Annotated in this window: 18 protein-coding genes and 1 tRNA gene; 1 reads left to right on the top strand and 18 read right to left on the bottom strand. The window is 50.5% G+C overall.

Annotated features, from left to right (window positions below):
- Nucleotides 1–2 precede the first annotated feature (2 nt).
- Both AC8GDC_RS02855 and AC8GDC_RS02850 read right to left on the bottom strand, forming a co-directional pair.
- Nucleotides 3–1,214 (bottom strand): MinD/ParA family ATP-binding protein, encoded by a 1,212-nt coding sequence (locus AC8GDC_RS02855; RefSeq protein WP_506558375.1) that lies wholly within the window; start codon nt 1,212–1,214, stop codon nt 3–5.
- Between the two features lie 66 nt (nt 1,215–1,280).
- Nucleotides 1,281–4,685 (bottom strand): pyruvate carboxylase, encoded by a 3,405-nt coding sequence (locus AC8GDC_RS02850; protein ID WP_506558374.1) that lies wholly within the window; start codon nt 4,683–4,685, stop codon nt 1,281–1,283.
- A 66-nt stretch (nt 4,686–4,751) separates the two neighbouring features.
- Between AC8GDC_RS02850 and AC8GDC_RS02845 the strand changes: the two genes are divergently transcribed.
- Nucleotides 4,752–5,639 (top strand): ParA family protein, encoded by an 888-nt coding sequence (locus AC8GDC_RS02845; protein ID WP_506558373.1) that lies wholly within the window; start codon nt 4,752–4,754, stop codon nt 5,637–5,639.
- Nucleotides 5,640–5,642: 3 nt separating this feature from the next.
- Here AC8GDC_RS02845 and AC8GDC_RS02840 read toward each other — a convergent pair whose 3' ends face one another.
- The 16 genes from AC8GDC_RS02840 to pyrG form a co-directional block, all read right to left on the bottom strand.
- Nucleotides 5,643–6,176 carry a MerR family transcriptional regulator gene (locus tag AC8GDC_RS02840; RefSeq protein WP_506558372.1) on the bottom strand — a complete coding sequence of 178 codons (534 nt, stop codon included), beginning with the start codon at nt 6,174–6,176 and terminating at the stop codon, nt 5,643–5,645.
- 111 nt (nt 6,177–6,287) lie between these two features.
- On the bottom strand, nt 6,288–6,989 hold the full coding sequence (gene ftsR / locus AC8GDC_RS02835; RefSeq protein ID WP_506558371.1) for a transcriptional regulator FtsR: 702 nt from the start codon (nt 6,987–6,989) through the stop codon (nt 6,288–6,290).
- Nucleotides 6,989–7,420, bottom strand: coding sequence for an FHA domain-containing protein (locus AC8GDC_RS02830; RefSeq protein ID WP_506558370.1), 432 nt, complete (start codon nt 7,418–7,420; stop codon nt 6,989–6,991). Before AC8GDC_RS02830 ends, ftsR begins: the two co-directional genes overlap by 1 nt.
- The gene (locus AC8GDC_RS02825) at nt 7,420–8,043 is read right to left on the bottom strand and encodes a CDP-alcohol phosphatidyltransferase family protein (protein ID WP_506558369.1); all 624 of its coding nucleotides are present in this window, start codon (nt 8,041–8,043) and stop codon (nt 7,420–7,422) included. The genes AC8GDC_RS02830 and AC8GDC_RS02825 overlap by 1 nt, the downstream gene beginning before the upstream one ends.
- Before the next feature lie 53 nt (nt 8,044–8,096).
- Nucleotides 8,097–8,170 (bottom strand) — tRNA-Pro (locus tag AC8GDC_RS02820).
- Nucleotides 8,171–8,184: 14 nt separating this feature from the next.
- Nucleotides 8,185–9,639, bottom strand: a complete 1,455-nt coding sequence (der, locus tag AC8GDC_RS02815; RefSeq protein WP_506558368.1) for a ribosome biogenesis GTPase Der — start codon at nt 9,637–9,639, stop codon at nt 8,185–8,187.
- 16 nt (nt 9,640–9,655) lie between these two features.
- Entirely contained in the window at nt 9,656–10,303 is a 648-nt protein-coding gene (gene cmk, locus AC8GDC_RS02810) for a (d)CMP kinase (protein ID WP_506558367.1), read from the bottom strand.
- On the bottom strand, nt 10,300–11,385 hold the full coding sequence (locus tag AC8GDC_RS02805) for a prephenate dehydrogenase (protein ID WP_506558366.1): 1,086 nt from the start codon (nt 11,383–11,385) through the stop codon (nt 10,300–10,302). The genes cmk and AC8GDC_RS02805 overlap by 4 nt, the downstream gene beginning before the upstream one ends.
- Nucleotides 11,382–11,744 (bottom strand): chorismate mutase, encoded by a 363-nt coding sequence (gene aroH / locus AC8GDC_RS02800; RefSeq protein WP_506558365.1) that lies wholly within the window; start codon nt 11,742–11,744, stop codon nt 11,382–11,384. Before aroH ends, AC8GDC_RS02805 begins: the two co-directional genes overlap by 4 nt.
- Before the next feature lies 1 nt (nt 11,745).
- Nucleotides 11,746–12,489 (bottom strand): pseudouridine synthase, encoded by a 744-nt coding sequence (locus tag AC8GDC_RS02795; protein WP_506558364.1) that lies wholly within the window; start codon nt 12,487–12,489, stop codon nt 11,746–11,748.
- Nucleotides 12,479–13,069 (bottom strand): SMC-Scp complex subunit ScpB, encoded by a 591-nt coding sequence (scpB, locus tag AC8GDC_RS02790; RefSeq protein ID WP_506558363.1) that lies wholly within the window; start codon nt 13,067–13,069, stop codon nt 12,479–12,481. Before scpB ends, AC8GDC_RS02795 begins: the two co-directional genes overlap by 11 nt.
- Nucleotides 13,059–13,883 (bottom strand): segregation and condensation protein A, encoded by an 825-nt coding sequence (locus tag AC8GDC_RS02785; protein WP_506558362.1) that lies wholly within the window; start codon nt 13,881–13,883, stop codon nt 13,059–13,061. Before AC8GDC_RS02785 ends, scpB begins: the two co-directional genes overlap by 11 nt.
- Nucleotides 13,867–14,700 carry a ParA family protein gene (locus AC8GDC_RS02780; protein WP_506558361.1) on the bottom strand — a complete coding sequence of 278 codons (834 nt, stop codon included), beginning with the start codon at nt 14,698–14,700 and terminating at the stop codon, nt 13,867–13,869. Before AC8GDC_RS02780 ends, AC8GDC_RS02785 begins: the two co-directional genes overlap by 17 nt.
- Nucleotides 14,701–14,742: 42 nt before the next feature.
- The gene (gene xerD, locus AC8GDC_RS02775) at nt 14,743–15,675 is read right to left on the bottom strand and encodes a site-specific tyrosine recombinase XerD (protein ID WP_506558360.1); all 933 of its coding nucleotides are present in this window, start codon (nt 15,673–15,675) and stop codon (nt 14,743–14,745) included.
- Nucleotides 15,672–16,238, bottom strand: a complete 567-nt coding sequence (locus AC8GDC_RS02770) for an NUDIX domain-containing protein (RefSeq protein ID WP_506558359.1) — start codon at nt 16,236–16,238, stop codon at nt 15,672–15,674. Before AC8GDC_RS02770 ends, xerD begins: the two co-directional genes overlap by 4 nt.
- A complete protein-coding gene (pyrG, locus tag AC8GDC_RS02765; protein ID WP_506558358.1) occupies nt 16,231–17,907 on the bottom strand; it encodes a CTP synthase in 1,677 nt (558 codons plus the stop codon). Before pyrG ends, AC8GDC_RS02770 begins: the two co-directional genes overlap by 8 nt.
- Between the last annotated feature and the right edge of the window lie 50 nt (nt 17,908–17,957).

Here is a 17,957-nt window from a genome sequence, read left to right as displayed (position 1 = left end):
TGTTACAGCGGTGTGACGATTGAACCGATTACTTCGGCAGCTAGATCGCGCGCAGCGTCTCTGGTCTGCTTTTTCAGTTCGTTGAATTTGATTACAGATCCAGCTGCAAGAGCAGGGTCGTAAGGAATACGAATCACTGAGCGAACTCGAGTTTTGAAGTGCTGTTCAATTTCGTCAAGCTTGACCAAAAGAGTGGCTTGGGTTGCTGTGTTCAAAGCCACAACTGAGTTTCTTACTAGCTCGCCGTAGCCATTGGCCTCGAGCCAAGTCAGGGTTTCAGAAGCAAGTCTTGCCTCATCAACCGAGCCACCGGAGACGATAACGATGGAACTAGCTCGCTGAAGTGTTGGACGCATCACGGAGTGAACAATTCCGGTACCGCAGTCCGTGATCACAATCGAATAGTAGCGAGCTGCCATGTCGGCAACTACGTTGTAGTCGCCCTCGTTGAAAGCTTCTGAAAGCATTGGGTCGGCATCGGATGCCAGAACATCCAACCTAGTTTCATCTCTGGAGACCATGTTTGAAAACTCGGAGAAACCGTCGATTGCTGCAGCACGGTTTACAACATCTCGAACGGTGAATCTGGTTGATTTACTTACTCGCTCAGCCAGTGTTCCACGGTCTGGGTTTGCATCAATTGCAATGACGCGGTCTTCACGAACCTGGGCGAGAGCCATTCCTAGAAGAGTAGAGATGGTGGTCTTTCCAACTCCTCCCTTTCGAGTAAGAACCGGAATGAACTTGGCTCCACCTTCAAGCACTGCACCAATGCGGGCATCCATAGCTTTGCGAGCCTTGACCTTAGGTGAGTCACCTGGGTTCCAAAGCTTGAGAGTTAGGTAGTAAGCAAACTTTCTCCAACCTGACTCAGGTGAAGGACGGAACTTAGCTGAGTCGTCCAATAAACGATCGGCAGTAAGCATCGCGGCAGGTTCTGGCTCATCAAATACTTCGCCGCGCAGGCTGTCTCTTCTGGAGTAGCGGGACTTGGTTGTTTCGATCTCGCTGGAAGCCGGTTCTGCTTCTACTACGGCAGCGGTTGATGCCACAACGGCAATTGAAGACGTTGCCGGAGAAAGATCAATTTCCTCAGAAGCTGCTTTCGAATCAGAGCCTGAGAGTGAGCCGAAGTCAGCAGGGTTGACATCGGGTGCGCTTTCGCCAAGACCCTTGCCCTCTTCTTCAAAGCGCGTCTCTTTTTTCTTTGCCAAGAAAACTCCTAAATTTGCCCCCGGTAAATCAACTCGCCCTATTCTAAAGCAGTTGAGAAGGTGCTGCTAGCTGGCCTCTATTTCAAGGATCAAGTCCCCAGCTTCTACGGCTTGAGTAGCTGGAATAGCCAGTCTTTTGACCACTCCGGAGATGCTGGCAGTAATTGTTGCCTCCATTTTCATAGCTTCAATGCTCGCAACGGCTTGACCCAACTCGACCCTGGTGCCAACAACAGTTTTTAGTGTGACTACTCCCTGGAACGGAGCAGCAACGTGACCTAAGTTTGATGGATTAGCTTTTTCAGCAACGATTACATCGCTTACAATCTTGCGATCTCTAACGTTCACAGGTCGAAGCTGACCGTTGAGTGTTGTCATGACAGTTCTAAAGCCCTTGGCATCAGGAGTTCCAATGGCCTCGAGACCGATGTAAAGTCGAAGACCCTTGGAAAGCTCGATCATGTGTTCAACACCTTGTTCAAGCCCATAAAGAAAATCAATGGTGTCAACTTGATCGAGACGACCATAGTTCTCGCGCATCTTGCTGAATTCCTTGAACGGTGCTGGGAATAAAAGTCTGTTCAGAGTAGCTCGACGATCAAGGGAACTTCCCTCAAGCATTGCCAGATCTTGGTCTGAAACAGGCTCAATTCCGAACTTTAGCTGGCGTCCTTTAAGGACTTTGGTTCTAAATGGTTCTGGCCATCCGCCAGGAAGATCGCCCAATTCTCCGGCCATGAAACCAACAACTGAATCGGGCACATCGTAGTTCTGCGGATTGTTTTCGAAATCAGCAGGGTCGGCATCAACAGCAACTAAGTGCAGAGCTAGATCGCCAACAACCTTTGAAGATGGAGTGACTTTGGTTGGCCGACCGAGAATCTGGTTGGCTGCCGCATACATGTCCTCGATCTTCTCGAACTGATCTCCCAGACCTAAGGCGATAGCCTGCTGTCTCAGATTCGAAAGCTGACCGCCTGGAATCTCGTGCTTGTATACCCGACCGGTTGGGCCAGGCAAGCCCGATTCAAACGGAGCGTAGATCTTTCTCACAGCTTCGAAATAAGGCTCTAGTTTCGTAAAAGCCGAAAGCTCAATACCTGAGTCGTGCTTGGTGTTTGCCAATGCGGCAATCAATGAAGAAGCAGAAGGCTGAGAAGTTGTTCCAGCCATCGGAGCGCTAGCTACGTCAACTGCATCTACCCCAGCTTCAATGGCTGCCAGCAGGGTTGCAAGCTGTCCGCCGGCAGTGTCGTGGGTGTGCAGGTGAACAGGAAGATCAAATCTTTCACGAAGTGCACTAACTAGTTGCCTAGCAGCTTCTGGTCGCAAGAGTCCAGCCATGTCCTTGATTGCGATGATGTGCGCGCCGGTTGCGACAATTTTCTCTGCCAGCTTTAGGTAGTAATCCAGTGTGTAGAGATCTTCCTTAGGGTCGATCATGTTTCCGGAGTAGCAAATTCCAACCTCAGCAACCGCGGTTCCAGTATCTAGAACGGCCTGAATAGCTGGACGCATCTGCTCAACATCGTTTAGCGCATCGAAGATGCGGAATATGTCGACTCCGCTTGCAGTGGCTTCTTGAACAAACGCCTTCGTCACAGCTTCTGGATACGGGGTGTAGCCAACCGTGTTTCTTCCGCGAAGCAGCATTTGAATGCAAAGGTTTGGCATTGCCGCGCGAAGAGCTTCGAGTCTTTCCCAAGGATCCTCTGCCAAAAAGCGCAGAGCGACATCGTAGGTAGCTCCTCCCCAAGCTTCGACTGACAAAAGTTCAGGGGTAATTCGCGCAACGTGCGGAGCAACCTGAACTAGGTCACGAGTTCTTACTCGGGTAGCCAGAAGCGACTGGTGGGCATCTCTAAAAGTGGTATCCGTTATAGCCACCTGCTTTTGTTCACGAAGCGCTTTAGCAAAGCCCTTGGGTCCAAGCTCCAACAGACGTTGCCTAGAACCAGCAGGTGCTGGAACGCTTAGGTCAACATCAGGAAGTTTCAGCGCAGGGTTTGCGTAGTTCAAGCGGGGACCATTTGGCTGGTTCACTGTTGTCTCAGCTAACCACTGCAACAGCTTTGTTCCGCGGTCCTGAGATGGCCTGGTTAGGAAAAGCTGAGGTCGTTCATCAATAAAAGATGTACTGAGGTCTCCCGAGGAGAACTCTGGGTCTGCAAGCACTGCTTGCAAAAATGACACGTTCGTCGAGACTCCCCGAATTCTAAACTCCGCTAGCGCACGACGTGCTCGCATAACTGCGGCCTCAAAGCTTTTTCCGCGAGCAATTAGCTTCACGAGCATCGAATCAAAGTGTGGGGAGATCTCAGCTCCAGTTGAAACTGTTCCACCGTCGAGCCTGATTCCGGCTCCTCCTGGAGAGCGGTAGGTGGTGATTTTCCCAGTGTCAGGTCTGAAATTTGCCGCTGGGTCCTCGGTAGTTATGCGGCACTGCAGTGCAAAACCGTGCATGGTGATCTTTTCTTGGGTTAGCCCCAAATCCGCCAGAGACTCCCCTGCAGCAATGCGCATCTGCGACTGCACTAGGTCAATATCGGTGATTTCCTCGGTGACGGTGTGCTCCACCTGGATTCTCGGGTTCATCTCAATAAAGACGTGCTTGCCCTTGTTTGGACCCACAGTGTCCACCAGGAACTCAACTGTTCCCGCGTTCTCGTAACCGAGCTCCTTTGCGAAGTTGACTGCATCTTTATAGAGCTGCTGACGCAAGGTTTCATCAATGTTCGGGGCTGGGGCAATTTCAACAACTTTTTGATTTCTGCGCTGGATTGAGCAGTCGCGTTCAAATAGGTGAACCACGTTTCCTTGCCCGTCGGCAAGAATCTGAACTTCGATATGCCTAGGTCTAAGCACTGCCTGCTCTAGAAAAACCCTTGGGTCTCCAAAGGCACTCTCGGCCTCGCGGGAGGCTTCGGTGATTGCTTGAGCTAGTTCTGACTCTTGAGCCACGCGGCGCATTCCGCGACCACCACCACCGGCTACTGCCTTTACAAATAGTGGGAAGCCAATTTCCTTGGCAGCTTTGAGCAATTCTTTCGCGTCAGCTGAAGAACTTGAGGATTTCAGGACTGGGACACCGGCTCTGGCTGCGGCGGCAATTGCGTTTACCTTGTTTCCGGCAAGCTCAAGAATCTCAGACTTAGGTCCGATAAAGGCAATACCGTTGTCTCTTGCTGCTTGAGCAAGTTCTGGGTTTTCAGATAAAAATCCATAGCCTGGATAAATTGCATCTGCGCCGCATTCTTTGGCAACTCTGATGATTTCCGATACATCTAGGTATGCACGAACAGGATGACCAACTTCACCAATCTGATAAGCCTCATCGGCTTTCTGGCGGTGGGTAGAATTTCGATCCTCGTAAGGAAAAACTGCCACGGTGCGGGCGCCAAGTTCATAGGCAGCACGAAAGGCACGAACGGCGATTTCGCCCCTATTTGCAACAAGAATCTTGTTAAACATCAGTTCCTTACCTGAAAGTGCAGTTTCGCTTCAAAGCTACGCCCAATAAAAAGGTAGCCTATTTGGGTGTATGTACTAAGTGTCAGTTCCCTAAAAGGCGGGGTCGGAAAGACCACCGTAGCCTTGGGGCTGGCCTCTGCTGCTTTGAATAGAGGACTTCGCACCTTGGTGGTTGATCTAGACCCGCAGTCTGATGCAACCACTGCTCTCGGTGCCACTCGTGAATTGAAGGCAACTTGTGCTGAGGTTCTCAAACTTCCCAAGCACGCCAATGTGCATAAGGCAATCGTAGTCAGTGATTGGGAGTCTTTGTCAGGTGGAGTTATGGACCTGTTACCAGGAAGCCCAAAGGTAGTCGAGTTTGATAGCCCAACTCCAACAAAGCGAGACCTATGGAGGCTAGAGGAGGCTCTGAGCCGAGTCGAGACAGAGTACGACATCGTGATCATCGATACCCCGCCATCCCTGAATGGACTTACTCAATTGGCCTGGACTGCCAGCGACAAGGTGTTGATTGTTGCAGAACCATCGATTTTCTCGGTGCTGGCAGCCGACCGCGCCATCAGGGCCATCGCTGAAATCAGTAAGCAAACAGCTGGAAGACTTCAAGCTCTTGGTGTTCTAGTCAATAGATACATCCCGGCATCCAAAGAGCACCAGTTTCGCTACGCAGAGTTGGAGCAGTTGTTTGGTCCAAAGCTTTTGTCAATTGCTATCGAAGAGCACTCCGCTATTCAACAGGCTCAAGGTGCGGCGCGACCAATCCACAGCTGGCCAGGAGAAATTGCATCCAAGATGGCTCAGAACTTTGAGGATGTTTTGGAGAAGGTCTTCGAGGCTCCAGCTATTGAGCACAGCTCAAGATCTCTTAAGCGCAACAAAAAGGCAACCAAGTCGGTTCGAATCAGAAGAGGTTCATCGCTAGAAGCGGTTCTGAACCTGGATGATGACTAAAAGCTAAACAGCTTTTCTGCTTGCCCGTCTTGCTGCAAGCTCATCCATGTCATCTAGGTGCAATGTAGCGATGTTCACTAGTGAAGCTTCCACTTCACGAAGCACTCGGCCAACAGCGATTCCGAAGACTCCCTGTCCTCTGCCAAGAAGGTCAATTACTTCATCCTCTGATGTGCAAAGGTAGACTCTCGCCCCATCGCTCATCAGGGTAATTCGTGCAAGATCGTTTAGTCCCGCAGCGCGCAACTGGTCAACCGCGATACGGATCTGCTGAAGAGATACACCGGTATCTAGAAGACGCTTGACAAGCTTTAGAACCAAAATGTCACGGAACGCGTAAAGACGCTGTGAACCAGAACCTGTTGCTGAGCGAACAGAAGGCTGAACTAGAGAAGTTCGATCCCAATAGTCAAGCTGTCGGTAGCTGATTCCAGCAGCAGAGGCCGCAGCAGTTCCGCGGTAGCCAACTTTAGGGTCCTGGGAAATTAGGCCGTCAGTAAAGAGCATGCCGTCTTCAAAAATTGAGTTGTCAGACATTTCACGCTCCCTTGGAAATTAGGCTTCAAGGCTCTAATTGTCCCCTCTTGGAGGTAACAACACCAGTTAATCCTGCCTTACGGCGTGTCGGGTGCGTAGGTAAAGGGTTTGCTACTGGTCGATCTTGGAAATAACCGACTTTATAAGCTCACCGCGGATGGCGGCGAACTGATTCTCGATTTCCTGGGCGTAATGAGCAGCTCTTGATTTGCTGGCCGCTTCGTTCTTGCCCAATACCGGTGCAACAACGCCCTCGATGATTCCAATCTCACGCTCGGCAGATGCTTTTAGTCCGCGAAGGTGCCTGGGTGAAATTCCAAACCGCTGCAGATGAACAATCGCTCTTGCAATTTCTAAGTCGGAAGATTCAAATGGCTCTTTTGCAATCAAGGTAAGAGTCTGGGCTTCTTGAAGTAAGCCGGCGCTGATTCCAGTTTCGCTCATGAGAGCTACCTTGGTTAGCTTGATTGGGTTTTTTGGCTGGAGCTTAGAAACCGAAGACTGCACCTGAGGAAGGTTTGGGCTTTTTCCGGAATCGAGTTGCTCCAGGTATTCGCGGATAACGCGCAGTGGAAGATACTGATCTCTTTGCAGCTCGAGAATTACTCTGGTGCGCTGAACATCCTGCTCGGAAAACTTTCGGTAACCTGCTGGAGTTCGCTGAGGCTCAATTAGGCCTTGCTCTTCGAGAAAGCGAAGTTTAGAAGGCGAAAGATCTGGAAACTCTGGATTTAGCACGCTGAGCACTTGACCGATAGTGAACAACTTCCCGCTTGAGGAAATTGCCCTAACGTTGCTCTGCGCTGAACCCATTAGTTGTTGCCTGCTGCTTTCGAAGAATAAAACGTAAGTCGGAATTTACCGATTTGAACTTCGGCACCCTCTTCTAGCAGGGCACTCTCAATCCGAACCCCATCGTAATAGGTTCCATTCAGCGATGCCAAATCCTCAACTTGGAAGGAGTTGCCGTGACGATGGAATTCAGCATGCCTTCTCGAGACAGTCACGTCGTCTAGAAAGATATCCGCATTTGGATGTCTGCCGACGGTGGTGACATCGCTATCAAGCAGGAACCTTGCTCCAGCTTTAGGTCCTGCTCGGACAACCAACAGGGCGTGCCGTGCTGGAAGGGCGTCAACAGCGGCCTGGTGCTCAGGGCTCAGGGACTGGTTTTCCTCGTTTAGCCACTCGGAGTTGAAGCGAAGGGTCGATTCGACCTCGTTCTTGCCCTGGTTATCTTCCATCACTCTCCCCTTTTGCTTACATTTACATTAGTGGCTTTCTGACGCTCTTTCCGAATCAGTAAAACCAGGTGCCAGAGATAGACAAAGCCCGACCACCAGTAAAGAGCCACTCCCCAGAGGGCAAAGGCCCAGGCAATCGGGGTGATGATAAATGCTGCCTCGGTGAAGATCTTCCCCATGAGCAAAAGCGGGAAGGAATAAAGCAGAGCGAAGGTACTGGCCTTGCCTAGGTAGTGAACCGGAAGCGACCGGTATCCCACCGATGCCAAGACCGGAAGAGACACAAGCATCAGCACATCGCGCAAGATTACAAGACCAGCAAGCCACCAAGGAACATATCCCGTGGCAGATAGCGCCAGCAAGGTAGCGAAGATGTAGAGTCTGTCGGCAACTGGATCAAGCATCTTGCCAAGCTTTGTGGTCTGGTTCAGCTTTCTAGCCAAGTACCCATCTAGAAAATCGGTTAGCCCGGCAACAGCCAAGACAACAATCGCCGCTAGAAAAAACTCATCGAGCAGAAACCATAGAAATACCGGGACCAACGCAATTCGAAGAAAGCTCAAAAGGTTGGGGATGTTGACTACCTCACCATTGAGAAAGCCAGCTGATTTGCCCGAGGTCATGGCTTGAGTCTATTGGGTTTGAGATTGTCAAAGAGATTGTCTTGGCTGCCTTGTCGGGCTAGCGGGATTTGAACCCACGACCTCTTGACCCCCAGTCAAGCGCGCTACCAAGCTGCGCTATAGCCCGTTCTTGGAAGAATTCTAGCGCTTGCGTTTTTCGCGGACCCGCATCGATACTTCGATCGGAGTTCCCTCAAACCCAAAGCTTTCGCGAAGGCGTCTAACAATGAACCTGCGGTACTGGGGATCCAAAAAGCCTGTTGTGAAAAGGATGAACTTCGGCGGTCTAGTCGAAGCCTGGGTTGCGAACAAAATTCTAGGCTGTTTGCCACCTCGCACCGGGTGAGGAAACTCCATTGCGAGTTCCTGTATAAAGGTGTTTAGCTTTCCGGTTGGAATTCGAAGGTCCCAGCTGTGCAGGGCAACTTCCAAAGACGGCACCAGCTTTTCCAAGTGCCTGCCGGTTAGCGCAGAAATATTCACCCTTGGCGCCCAAGACACGTGAGCTAGATCTTGCTCAATTTCTCGCTCGAGATAGCGTCTTCGCTCCTCATCGAGCTGATCCCACTTATTGAATGCCAGCACCAGCGCGCGGCCCGATTCCAGTGCCAGGTCAACAATTCGAATATCGCCTTCGCTGATTGGCTCAGTGACATCGAACAAGATAACTGCAACTTCAGTTCGCTCAAGGGCTGCAGCTGTTCTCAAAGACGCGTAAAAATCCGCTCCTTGGGCGAGCTTGATGCGCCTTCTGATACCTGCGGTGTCTACAAAGCGCCAGATCTTGCCACCGAGCTCAATTTGCTCATCGACCGGGTCACGGGTGGTTCCAGCAATCTCGCTAACAACAGCTCGGATGCTGCCGGCAGCCTTATTCAAAAGTGAGGACTTGCCCACGTTAGGTCGTCCAATGAGTGCAACTCTTCTGGGTCCGCCAAACTCCTGCTGGGCAACAGTGGAAACACTCGGAAGCTTCGATAGTGCGACATCCAGCATGTCCGCCACCCCCCGACCGTGAACGGCGGAAACAGGAAGTGGCTCGCCAAGACCTAGGGACCAAAGCGCAGCAGCTTCTGGTTCTTGTCTGGCATCGTCAATCTTGTTGGCAACTAGAACAACTGGCTTACCTGATGCTCGAAGCATCTTCACCACTCGCTCATCGCTTGCGGTTGGACCAACCATCGCATCCACAACAAACAAGACTGCATCAGATAGCTCAACTGCAACCTCGGCCTGGGCGGCAACAGCTGCATCAATACCCTTGGGGTTCGGCTCCCAACCACCGGTATCAACCAGTGTGAACTTGCGGCCGTTCCATTCGGCTTTGTATGAAACGCGGTCCCTTGTGACACCGGGAACATCTTCGACAACGGCTTCGCGTCGGCCAAGAATTCTATTTACCAGGGCTGATTTGCCAACGTTTGGGCGACCAACAATTGCCAGCACCGGTAAGGCCGGCAGGTAGCCCGGAACAGCAGAATCATCAAGTTCTATATCGAGAAGCGCTAAGTCTTCTTCATCTAGTTCGTATTCGCTAAGGGAGCCGCGCAGCACGTCAGCGCGCGCTTGCTCGTCGAAGTTCTCTTCGTGATCCATAGTTCCCTAGCTTTATTTAGTGGTTGATTAGATCAACCAGGGCAGCCACGGAACCTTCAAGTGAAAGATCTGTGGTGTCTAGCAGTGTTACCCCGGGCGCAGGATTTAGAAAATCCACCACTTTGGAGTCTTTCTTGTCCCGATCGCTTACCTGAGCCGAAATTGAACCATCGGCCTGCAGATCAACTGCTCTTCTTCCAAGTCTAACTTCTTCACTGGCAGTTAGCAGCACCCGAGTTTGGGCATCAGGCAGGACAACTGTGGTGATATCTCGTCCTTCAACGATGATTCCGGGCAATTGGCAGGCAGCTGCAATAGATCTAGTGATCTCGCGCATAAATGCCCGCACCTTTGGCTGAGCTGCTACCTTACTGACGTTCAGCTCTACTTCTTTAGACCGAATACCTTCTGTAAGGTCAGCGCCACCAACTTTGACCCAATAGTTCGATGGATCGGTCGAAATTGAGTAAGGAAAGATTTTCCCTAGATCCAGCTCCCCCACTTTTTCGAGATCAAGGTCATTGTTTAGCGCAGTGAGAGTAAGGGCTCGGTAGCCAGCTCCAGTATCGAGATAGCCAAAGCCAAGTTCCTGTGCAGCCTTTTTGGAAACACTCGATTTACCTGATCCTGCTGGTCCATCGACTGCTACAACTACCTGACTCATCCGACTATTTTCCAGCCGCGGTTAGTTAGCTCAGATACCAACTGCTTTTCAGCTGAAGGAAGAACGTATAGCTCAGGTAATCCAACCGCTGCTCCAGTTGCGTGCTCAAGGGTCAAATCCTCAAGGTTGATTCCAACCTCACCGACCTCCGTAAGCAATCTTGCAAGCTCACCCGGCTTATCGTCAATCATGACAATCACCTTGGAGTACTGGGTTGCCGATTGACCGTGCTTTCCAGGAATTCGAGCAACCCCTAGATTTCCTGCTTCCAAAAGCTTGCCCAAAGAAGCAAGAGAACCAGGCTTGCTAACTTGCTGCAACGCTTCAAGAACTTGATCCAGATCAACCTTTAGTGCCTGAATCACCTTTGCAACTTCTTGACTGTTAGCGGCAAGAATCTGAATCCAGAGCTTTGGATCAGAGGCTGCGATACGGGTGGTGTCTCTAAGACCCTGGCCAGCCAGAGATACATCTTTTGATTCCGAGTCGAAGAGTCTGGCGGCAAGAAGGGAAGCTACTAACTGTGGCGCATGAGAAACCAGGGCAACCGCACGGTCGTGATCGTTTGGATTCAAGTGCACCAAGGTTGCGCCAAGATCTAAAGCCAATGCTTCAACCAAGTCAACCGAGGACTTAGCGGATTGCTTGCTAGGGCTAATCACCCAGGGTCTTCCAATAAAGATGTCGCTTCTTCCGGCAAGTGCGCCGGCTTGCTCGCGCCCGGCCATCGGGTGCGATCCGACGTATCTGGAAAGATCAGCTGTTGTTTCCTCTAGCTTTTCGAGAATTGTAGCTTTCACACTTGCAACATCGGTCACTGTGGCATTGGGGTGAAGCTCGAGTTGGTGCGCAATAACTGAAGCCGTGACATCTGGCGGAACGCAAACAATCACAAGAGCTGGGTTCTGCCCATCTTTGAACACTTCGCCAGCTCCGAAGTCAACTGCAAGATCCTGAACAGCTGGTGAGCTATCAGAGATAAGAACTTGAACCCCGGCTTGCGTGAGAGCAAGGCCAATGGAGGTTCCAATTAGGCCGGAGCCTACGATTTTTACTGGTCCGGCTACGCGCGCTGTGCTCACTGCGCTAAATCCAAGCGGAGAGCAGTAGCGCCCCGCAGGTAGATGTGCTGAATTTCGCTTCTAGGAATATCCAAATCTGCGTTGATCAAAACCCGAATAACTCTCGGCATTGCTCCAGCAACGTCCATTTCAACAAAGCACATAAGCGGAACATCGCCAAGGCCGAGCTCTCTGGCGGCAAGGGCTGGGAATTCAGATGTGATGTCGGGGGTAGCGGTGAAAAGAATAGAAATCAACTTAGAAGAATCAACGTTGTTGGCGTGGAGAGTTTTAGACAAAAGCTCAGCGGTTGATTTGAGCAGGTGTTCGCGCTCATCGCTATCTAGCTGGATCGCTCCCCTGATTGCTCGCATTGCCATCTCATTGCCTCTTCTTGTCTGCCGCTTTCAAAAGCACACCGACCTCTATTTTACTGAGCTGACGGATATGTCCTAGGTTCAAGTGGCCTAAATGTAGCGGACCAAATTGTCGTCTAACCAGCGCTACAACGGGAAATCCAACAGATTCGAACATTCGACGAACGATTCTGTTCTTTCCGCTGTGTAGCTCAATCTCAACCAGGCTGTGGTTTCCCGACGCCGAGAGCAGTCTTGCCTTATCGGCTCTAGCCGGGCCATCTTCGAGCTCTACCCCAGCAATCAACTTGTTTAAGATTGGCTGAGTAATCTGTCCGTGAACTTTAGCTTGATAAGTCTTGGTCACCTCAAAAGATGGGTGCAAAAGCTTATGAGCCAGATCTCCATCGTTGGTCAAAAGCAGCAGTCCAGTAGTTTCTGCATCTAGCCTTCCGACATTGAAGACTCGCTCGTAATCGAGCGCATACTGACTCAAATCAGGTCGACCATGTTCATCCTGCATGCTGCTAACTACCCCGTAGGGCTTGTTCAGCATTAGGTAAACCTTGGTGACATCCAGCTGGATTGGTGTTCCCTTGACTACTACCTTGTCGCGCTCTGGATCAATTCTGGTTCCAAGCTCGGTGACGACCTTGCCATTTACCTTTACAGAACCGGCAACAATCATCTCCTCGCAAACGCGCCTGGAGGCAACCCCTGCAGCAGCTAAGACTTTTTGAAGTCTTATCCCTTCGGGTTTATCGCTCATTAAAGTCACTGTTTATATCGGGTAGGTAAGGGCTAATCGGTGGAAGCTGGTCCAGCGAATTAATCCCCAACTGCTCAAGAAGCAACGAAGTAGTTCCGTAGTGAATCGCTCCGGTTTCAGAGTCAGTGTAAAGCTCGGTGACTAATCCTCTTGAAGTTAAGGTGCGAACAACGGAGTCGACGTTTACTCCACGAATCGAAGCAATCTGGCCACGTGCGATTGGCTGCTTGTAAGCAATAACCGACAGAGTCTCAAGTGCAGCCTGGGAAAGCTTAGTTGGGTTCTCGTTGGCAATAAACATCTTTACTGCCCAGTCGTAGTTTTCGCGAACGTAGATTCTCCAACCACCGGCCACTTCACGAAGCTCAAATCCTCTGGCGCCGATTCCATCCTTGCCTTCGTAGTCTTCACGAAGCTTGTGAACCGCATCACGCACCTGATTCACTGGAATCTCTAGCGCGGTCGCAAGGGCAACCAATGAGATAGGTGCATCGGTAACCATCAAGATTGCCTCGATAGCTCCCTCGATGCTTTCTTCCTGCAGTGTGTTTTCGAATTCCTGATTCTCATCAAGAGTCATAGTCAGCTCCCAGACTTGCTAGTTGTTCATCATCAAAGTGGTCAGCCTGCCAACTGATCTGAAGATCAGCCAGCGGGCTATCCTGGTGCATTGCAATCGCCGAGAGGCGATACAGCTCCAACACGGCAAGGAACCTTGCCACCACAACTGCTCGATCCGATACGTCACGAATCAGATCAAAAAATGTAAGGCTCCCGGCCCTTCGAAGCCTCAAGATAACTTCAGTGGCTTGCTCTCGAATGCTAACCGCTGGAGCGTGAAGGTGAGTTAGTCCAATTCCTGGAATCTCCCGAGGTGTGAAAACATCCAAGGAAAGCGCATGGAATTCCTCCAGGGTCATTGTCCAAACCAGCTCCGGGGTGCTTTCACGGAAGCGAGTTTCAATTGGAACATCGCGGGCTAGGCGCTTTGCTTCAACTTCAAATCTAGATAGGAACCAACCAGAGACTTCCTTGAAGGCCTTGTACTGCAGAAGTCTTGCAAACAGCAAATCTCTAGCTTCGAGCAGGGCCACATCTTCTGCATCAACTAGTTCGCCCTTAGGCAGCAAGCTAACAATCTTTAGATCAAGAAGCGTTGCGGCAATCACCAAAAACTCGCTGGCCTGTTCCATTTCTTCATGCTCATCTAGCTGCTTTACATATTGAATGAATTCGTCGGTCACTCTGGAAAGTGAAACTTCAGTGATGTCCATCTCGTGCTTGGAAATCAAAGACAGCAAAAGGTCGAAGGGGCCTTCAAAGTTACTTAGTTTTAGCGCAAAGCCGGTGTCCTTAGGAGGCTCCAGCACATCTGGGCTATGGGGCGCTGCCACGGGCGACTAACTCTCTCGCGACGGTCCGGTAGTACTCGGCCGCATCTGATGTGGGGGCAAACTCTGAAATGGGCAACGCCGCTATTGTGGCATCCGGGAATTTCACGGTTCTGTTTACGATTGTGTCAAAAACCTGTTCACCAAATGCTTCGTAGAGTCTCTCAACTACCTCACGGGCGTGCAGGGTTCTCGGGTCATACATGGTTGCCAAGATGCCATCGAGCTTGATTGCCGGATTTAGCCGGTCACGAACTTTCTCAATGGTCTCGATAAGCAAAGCAACACCACGAAGAGCAAAGAACTCGCAGTTCAATGGAATTAGCACTCCGTGCGCAGCTGTCAAAGCATTTACCGTCAGAAGGCCAAGGGATGGCTGGCAGTCGATGATAATGACGTCGTAGTTGCCAAGTATTGGTCTAAGAATACGAGCGAGAATCTGTTCTCTGGCAACCTCGTTGACCAGCTGAACTTCAGCTGCCGAAAGATCGATGTTGGCTGGAATAACGTCGAGATTCTTCACGCTGGTTTTGACAATTACTTCTTCGACGTTTAGGTCTTTTTCAACCATCAGATCGTAAATGGTCTTGATATCGTGAGCCACGACACCGAGTCCAGCTGATAAAGCACCCTGTGGGTCAAAATCTACGACTAACACTTTGCGTCCATAGCCAGCAAGAGCTGAAGCTAGGTTGATGGCTGTGGTGGTTTTACCCACCCCGCCTTTTTGATTACACATCGCGATTATTCGCGCTGGACCGTGAGAAGAAAGAGGGGCGGGGATTTCAAACTTTGGCCGTTTTACTGGTCGCTGTGCCATGAATCCTCCCGAGCTAATAGCCTACCCGCCCTGAGATTACCCCTATTTCCTGGCTCTCGGGTGGCTAGTTGCATAGACCTCTCGCAACGCATCAACCGTCACCAGGGTATAAATCTGGGTGGTGGCAACCGAGGAGTGACCAAGCAGTTCTTGAACAACTCGAACATCGGCCCCGCCTTCCAAAAGATGGGTAGCAAAAGAATGCCTCAGTGTGTGTGGTGAAATCTCCCCCGAAATCTTGGCCTGATCGGCAGCGTCACTAATAATCTGCCAAGCCGATTGTCTGGAAAGCCTGGTTCCGCGTTGGTTCAAAAAAAGCGCCGGTGTCCCCTTTCCTTTCCCTATAAGTGCTGGTCGCGAACGAACCAAATAGGTGCTGATGGCTCGTTGGGCAAAGCTTCCCACTGGCACAACTCGTTCTTTGGAGCCTTTTCCAAAAAGCCGAATCATTGTTGGATCTAACAAATCATCAAGATTCAGCGCCGTAAGTTCGCTGATGCGAGCCCCTGTTGCATAGAGCAGTTCAAGGATGGCGCGGTTTCGAACCCTTGCCATGTCCAGTGCGGTAGCATCTTCGGCTTCTGGATCTGGACCAGAAGCATCAATTAGTTTCTCAACATCAAACACACTGATGGCTTTAGGAAGGCGTTTTGGTAGCTTTGGCGGCTTCACCCGCGCACTTGGATCACCGGAAGTAATTGATTCAAATAGCCAGAACTTATGAAGTCCCCGAACCCCAGCGAGCATTCGAGCCACCGAATTAGATGCCAGAGCGCCGGATGCGGCAATTGACTTTAGGTACTCGGTGACTGTTTCTTCAGTTATCTCACCTGGATTACTGATTCTGGTCTTTTCAAGAAAGAGCAAATAGCCCGTGAGATCTCGTCTGTAGGCAGCAACGGTGTTTTTGGCAAGACCGCGTTCGATGCTCAGGTGACGAAGATACTCCTCAACTAGTTGAGCAAGCGGTTTCATTTTGCCAAGATACCTGTTTTTAGGGCGTAAGCCATGATGCCAACTACGGCAGTTGGGCTCTTTATCTCCGAATTCAGAACGCTTGCTAGTGCCTCACGGATTGGCACCCAGCTCTGAGGCATATCCTTTTCTTCTCCCGAAGTGACGTAGTCGGAATCTGCAGAACTTAGGCCCTTGGCAACAAACACGGTGATGGTTTCGCTATTACCGCCAGGGGTTGCATGAAAGCTGATCAATTCTTCCCAGTTGCTTGCAGCAAGGTTTGCCTCTTCCGCAAGCTCGCGTTTTGCGCACTCCAGTTTGGGCTCCCCCGGAACATCCAGCAAACCAGCTGGAAATTCCATCAAGAAACTACCCACTGGGCGACGATACTGCTTCATAAGTAGCAGCTCATCCTTTTCGTTGATGGTCAAAACAGCAACTGCTCCGGTGTGCTTGACGTATTCACGAGTTAGCGCTTCGCCGTTGAAATCAAATGTGTCAGAGACTAAATCCCAAACCATGCCTTTGTGTATCAACCGGCTACTTAGAGCCGGAATCTCGACCGGTTGGTCGTTAGGCATCCTTGACCTCGAAGAGCCTGCTGGCTTCTTGACGCTTAAGGCTTGCTTCCACCAATCCAACGAAGAGTGGATGACCCTTGGTTGGTCGAGACTTGAATTCAGGGTGGGCTTGAGTGGAAACGTAATAAGGGTGAACTTCTCTTGGAAGCTCCAAGAACTCAACTAACGAACCATCCGGTGATGTTCCAGAAAACACAATCCCGGCTTTTTCTAGCTGATCGCGATAGCTGTTGTTTACCTCGTAGCGATGACGGTGTCTTTCAGTAACTGTTTCAGTTCCATAAACCTCAGCAACTATCGATCCCTTGGAAAGTTTTGCCTCGAAAGAACCAAGACGCATAGTGCCGCCCATTTCACCGGCTGCAAGTATGTCAACTTGCTCAGCCATAGTTGCAATAACTGGGTGCTTCGCCTTCTCGTCAAATTCAGTTGAGGAAGCTCCATCAAGACCCGCAACGTTTCTGGAATATTCAATGACCATGCACTGAAGTCCAAGACACAGACCAAGAGTTGGAATCTTCTGCTCTCTTGCAAATCTCAAAGCACCGAGTTTTCCTTCGATACCTCGAACTCCAAATCCACCAGGGATGCATATTCCATCCACATCAGAAAGCAGCGCTGCTGCACCCTCAGCCGATTCACATGCATCTGACTGAACCCAACGAATGTTGACTTTAGTCTGATGAGCAAACCCTCCGGCTCTAAGAGCTTCAGTCACTGAAAGATATGCATCTGGAAGATCTATGTATTTTCCAACTAGAGCAATTGTCACTTCATGCTTGGGCTCGTTAACTGCCGTTAGAACGGATGACCATCTGCTCCAGTCAATCTCGCCGGCTTTTAGATCTAGAGCCTTGATGATGTAGGCATCGAGACCCTCATTGTCCAAAACTGTTGGAATTGCGTAAATACTTGAGGCATCAGCCGCGTTTACAACAGCTTTGATATCTACGTCACACATCAGTGCGATTTTCTTCTTAATTGATTCTGGAAGCTCACGGTCTGAACGGCAAACAATTGCATCCGGCTGAATACCGATGGAGCGAAGCATTGCCACCGAGTGCTGAGTTGGCTTGGTTTTTAGCTCCCCCGATGGACCAAGGTATGGAACCAGGGATACGTGCACGAAAAACACATTGTCTCGTCCTACGTCATGACGAATTTGACGTGCGGCTTCCAAGAAAGGCTGGGATTCGATGTCTCCTACGGTGCCACCAATTTCAGTGATAATCACATCAGGAATTGGTTCCTCGTTGGCCTGCAACCTCATCCGACGTTTGATTTCATCGGTGATGTGAGGAATTACCTGAACGGTATCTCCCAAGTATTCACCGCGTCGCTCTTTGGCAATAACCGTTGAGTAGACCTGACCGGTAGTGACGTTGGCTGCTTGAGATAAGTTGATGTCCAAAAAGCGTTCGTAGTGACCGATATCTAGGTCAGTTTCAGTGCCGTCCTCAGTGACAAACACTTCACCGTGCTGGAACGGGTTCATTGTTCCGGGGTCAACGTTTAGGTATGGGTCCAGCTTCTGCATAACAACAGAGAGGCCACGTGCTCTAAGGAGATTTCCAAGACTGGCAGCTGTGAGGCCTTTTCCAAGTGAACTGGCTACCCCTCCGGTGACGAAGATGTGTCTCGTTCTACCCGGATCCAAGGTTTCTACCATGGAATTTCATCTTACTAGTTCGACGGTGTGAAGTTCAATGATCCACAACG

The sequence above is a fragment of the Rhodoluna miladensis (SeqCode) genome (genome assembly GCF_965234705.1).
Lineage (GTDB): Bacteria > Actinomycetota > Actinomycetes > Actinomycetales > Microbacteriaceae > Rhodoluna > Rhodoluna miladensis.
Note: the sequence above shows the minus strand (reverse complement) of the source record. Positions and strands in the feature narration are given on the sequence as shown.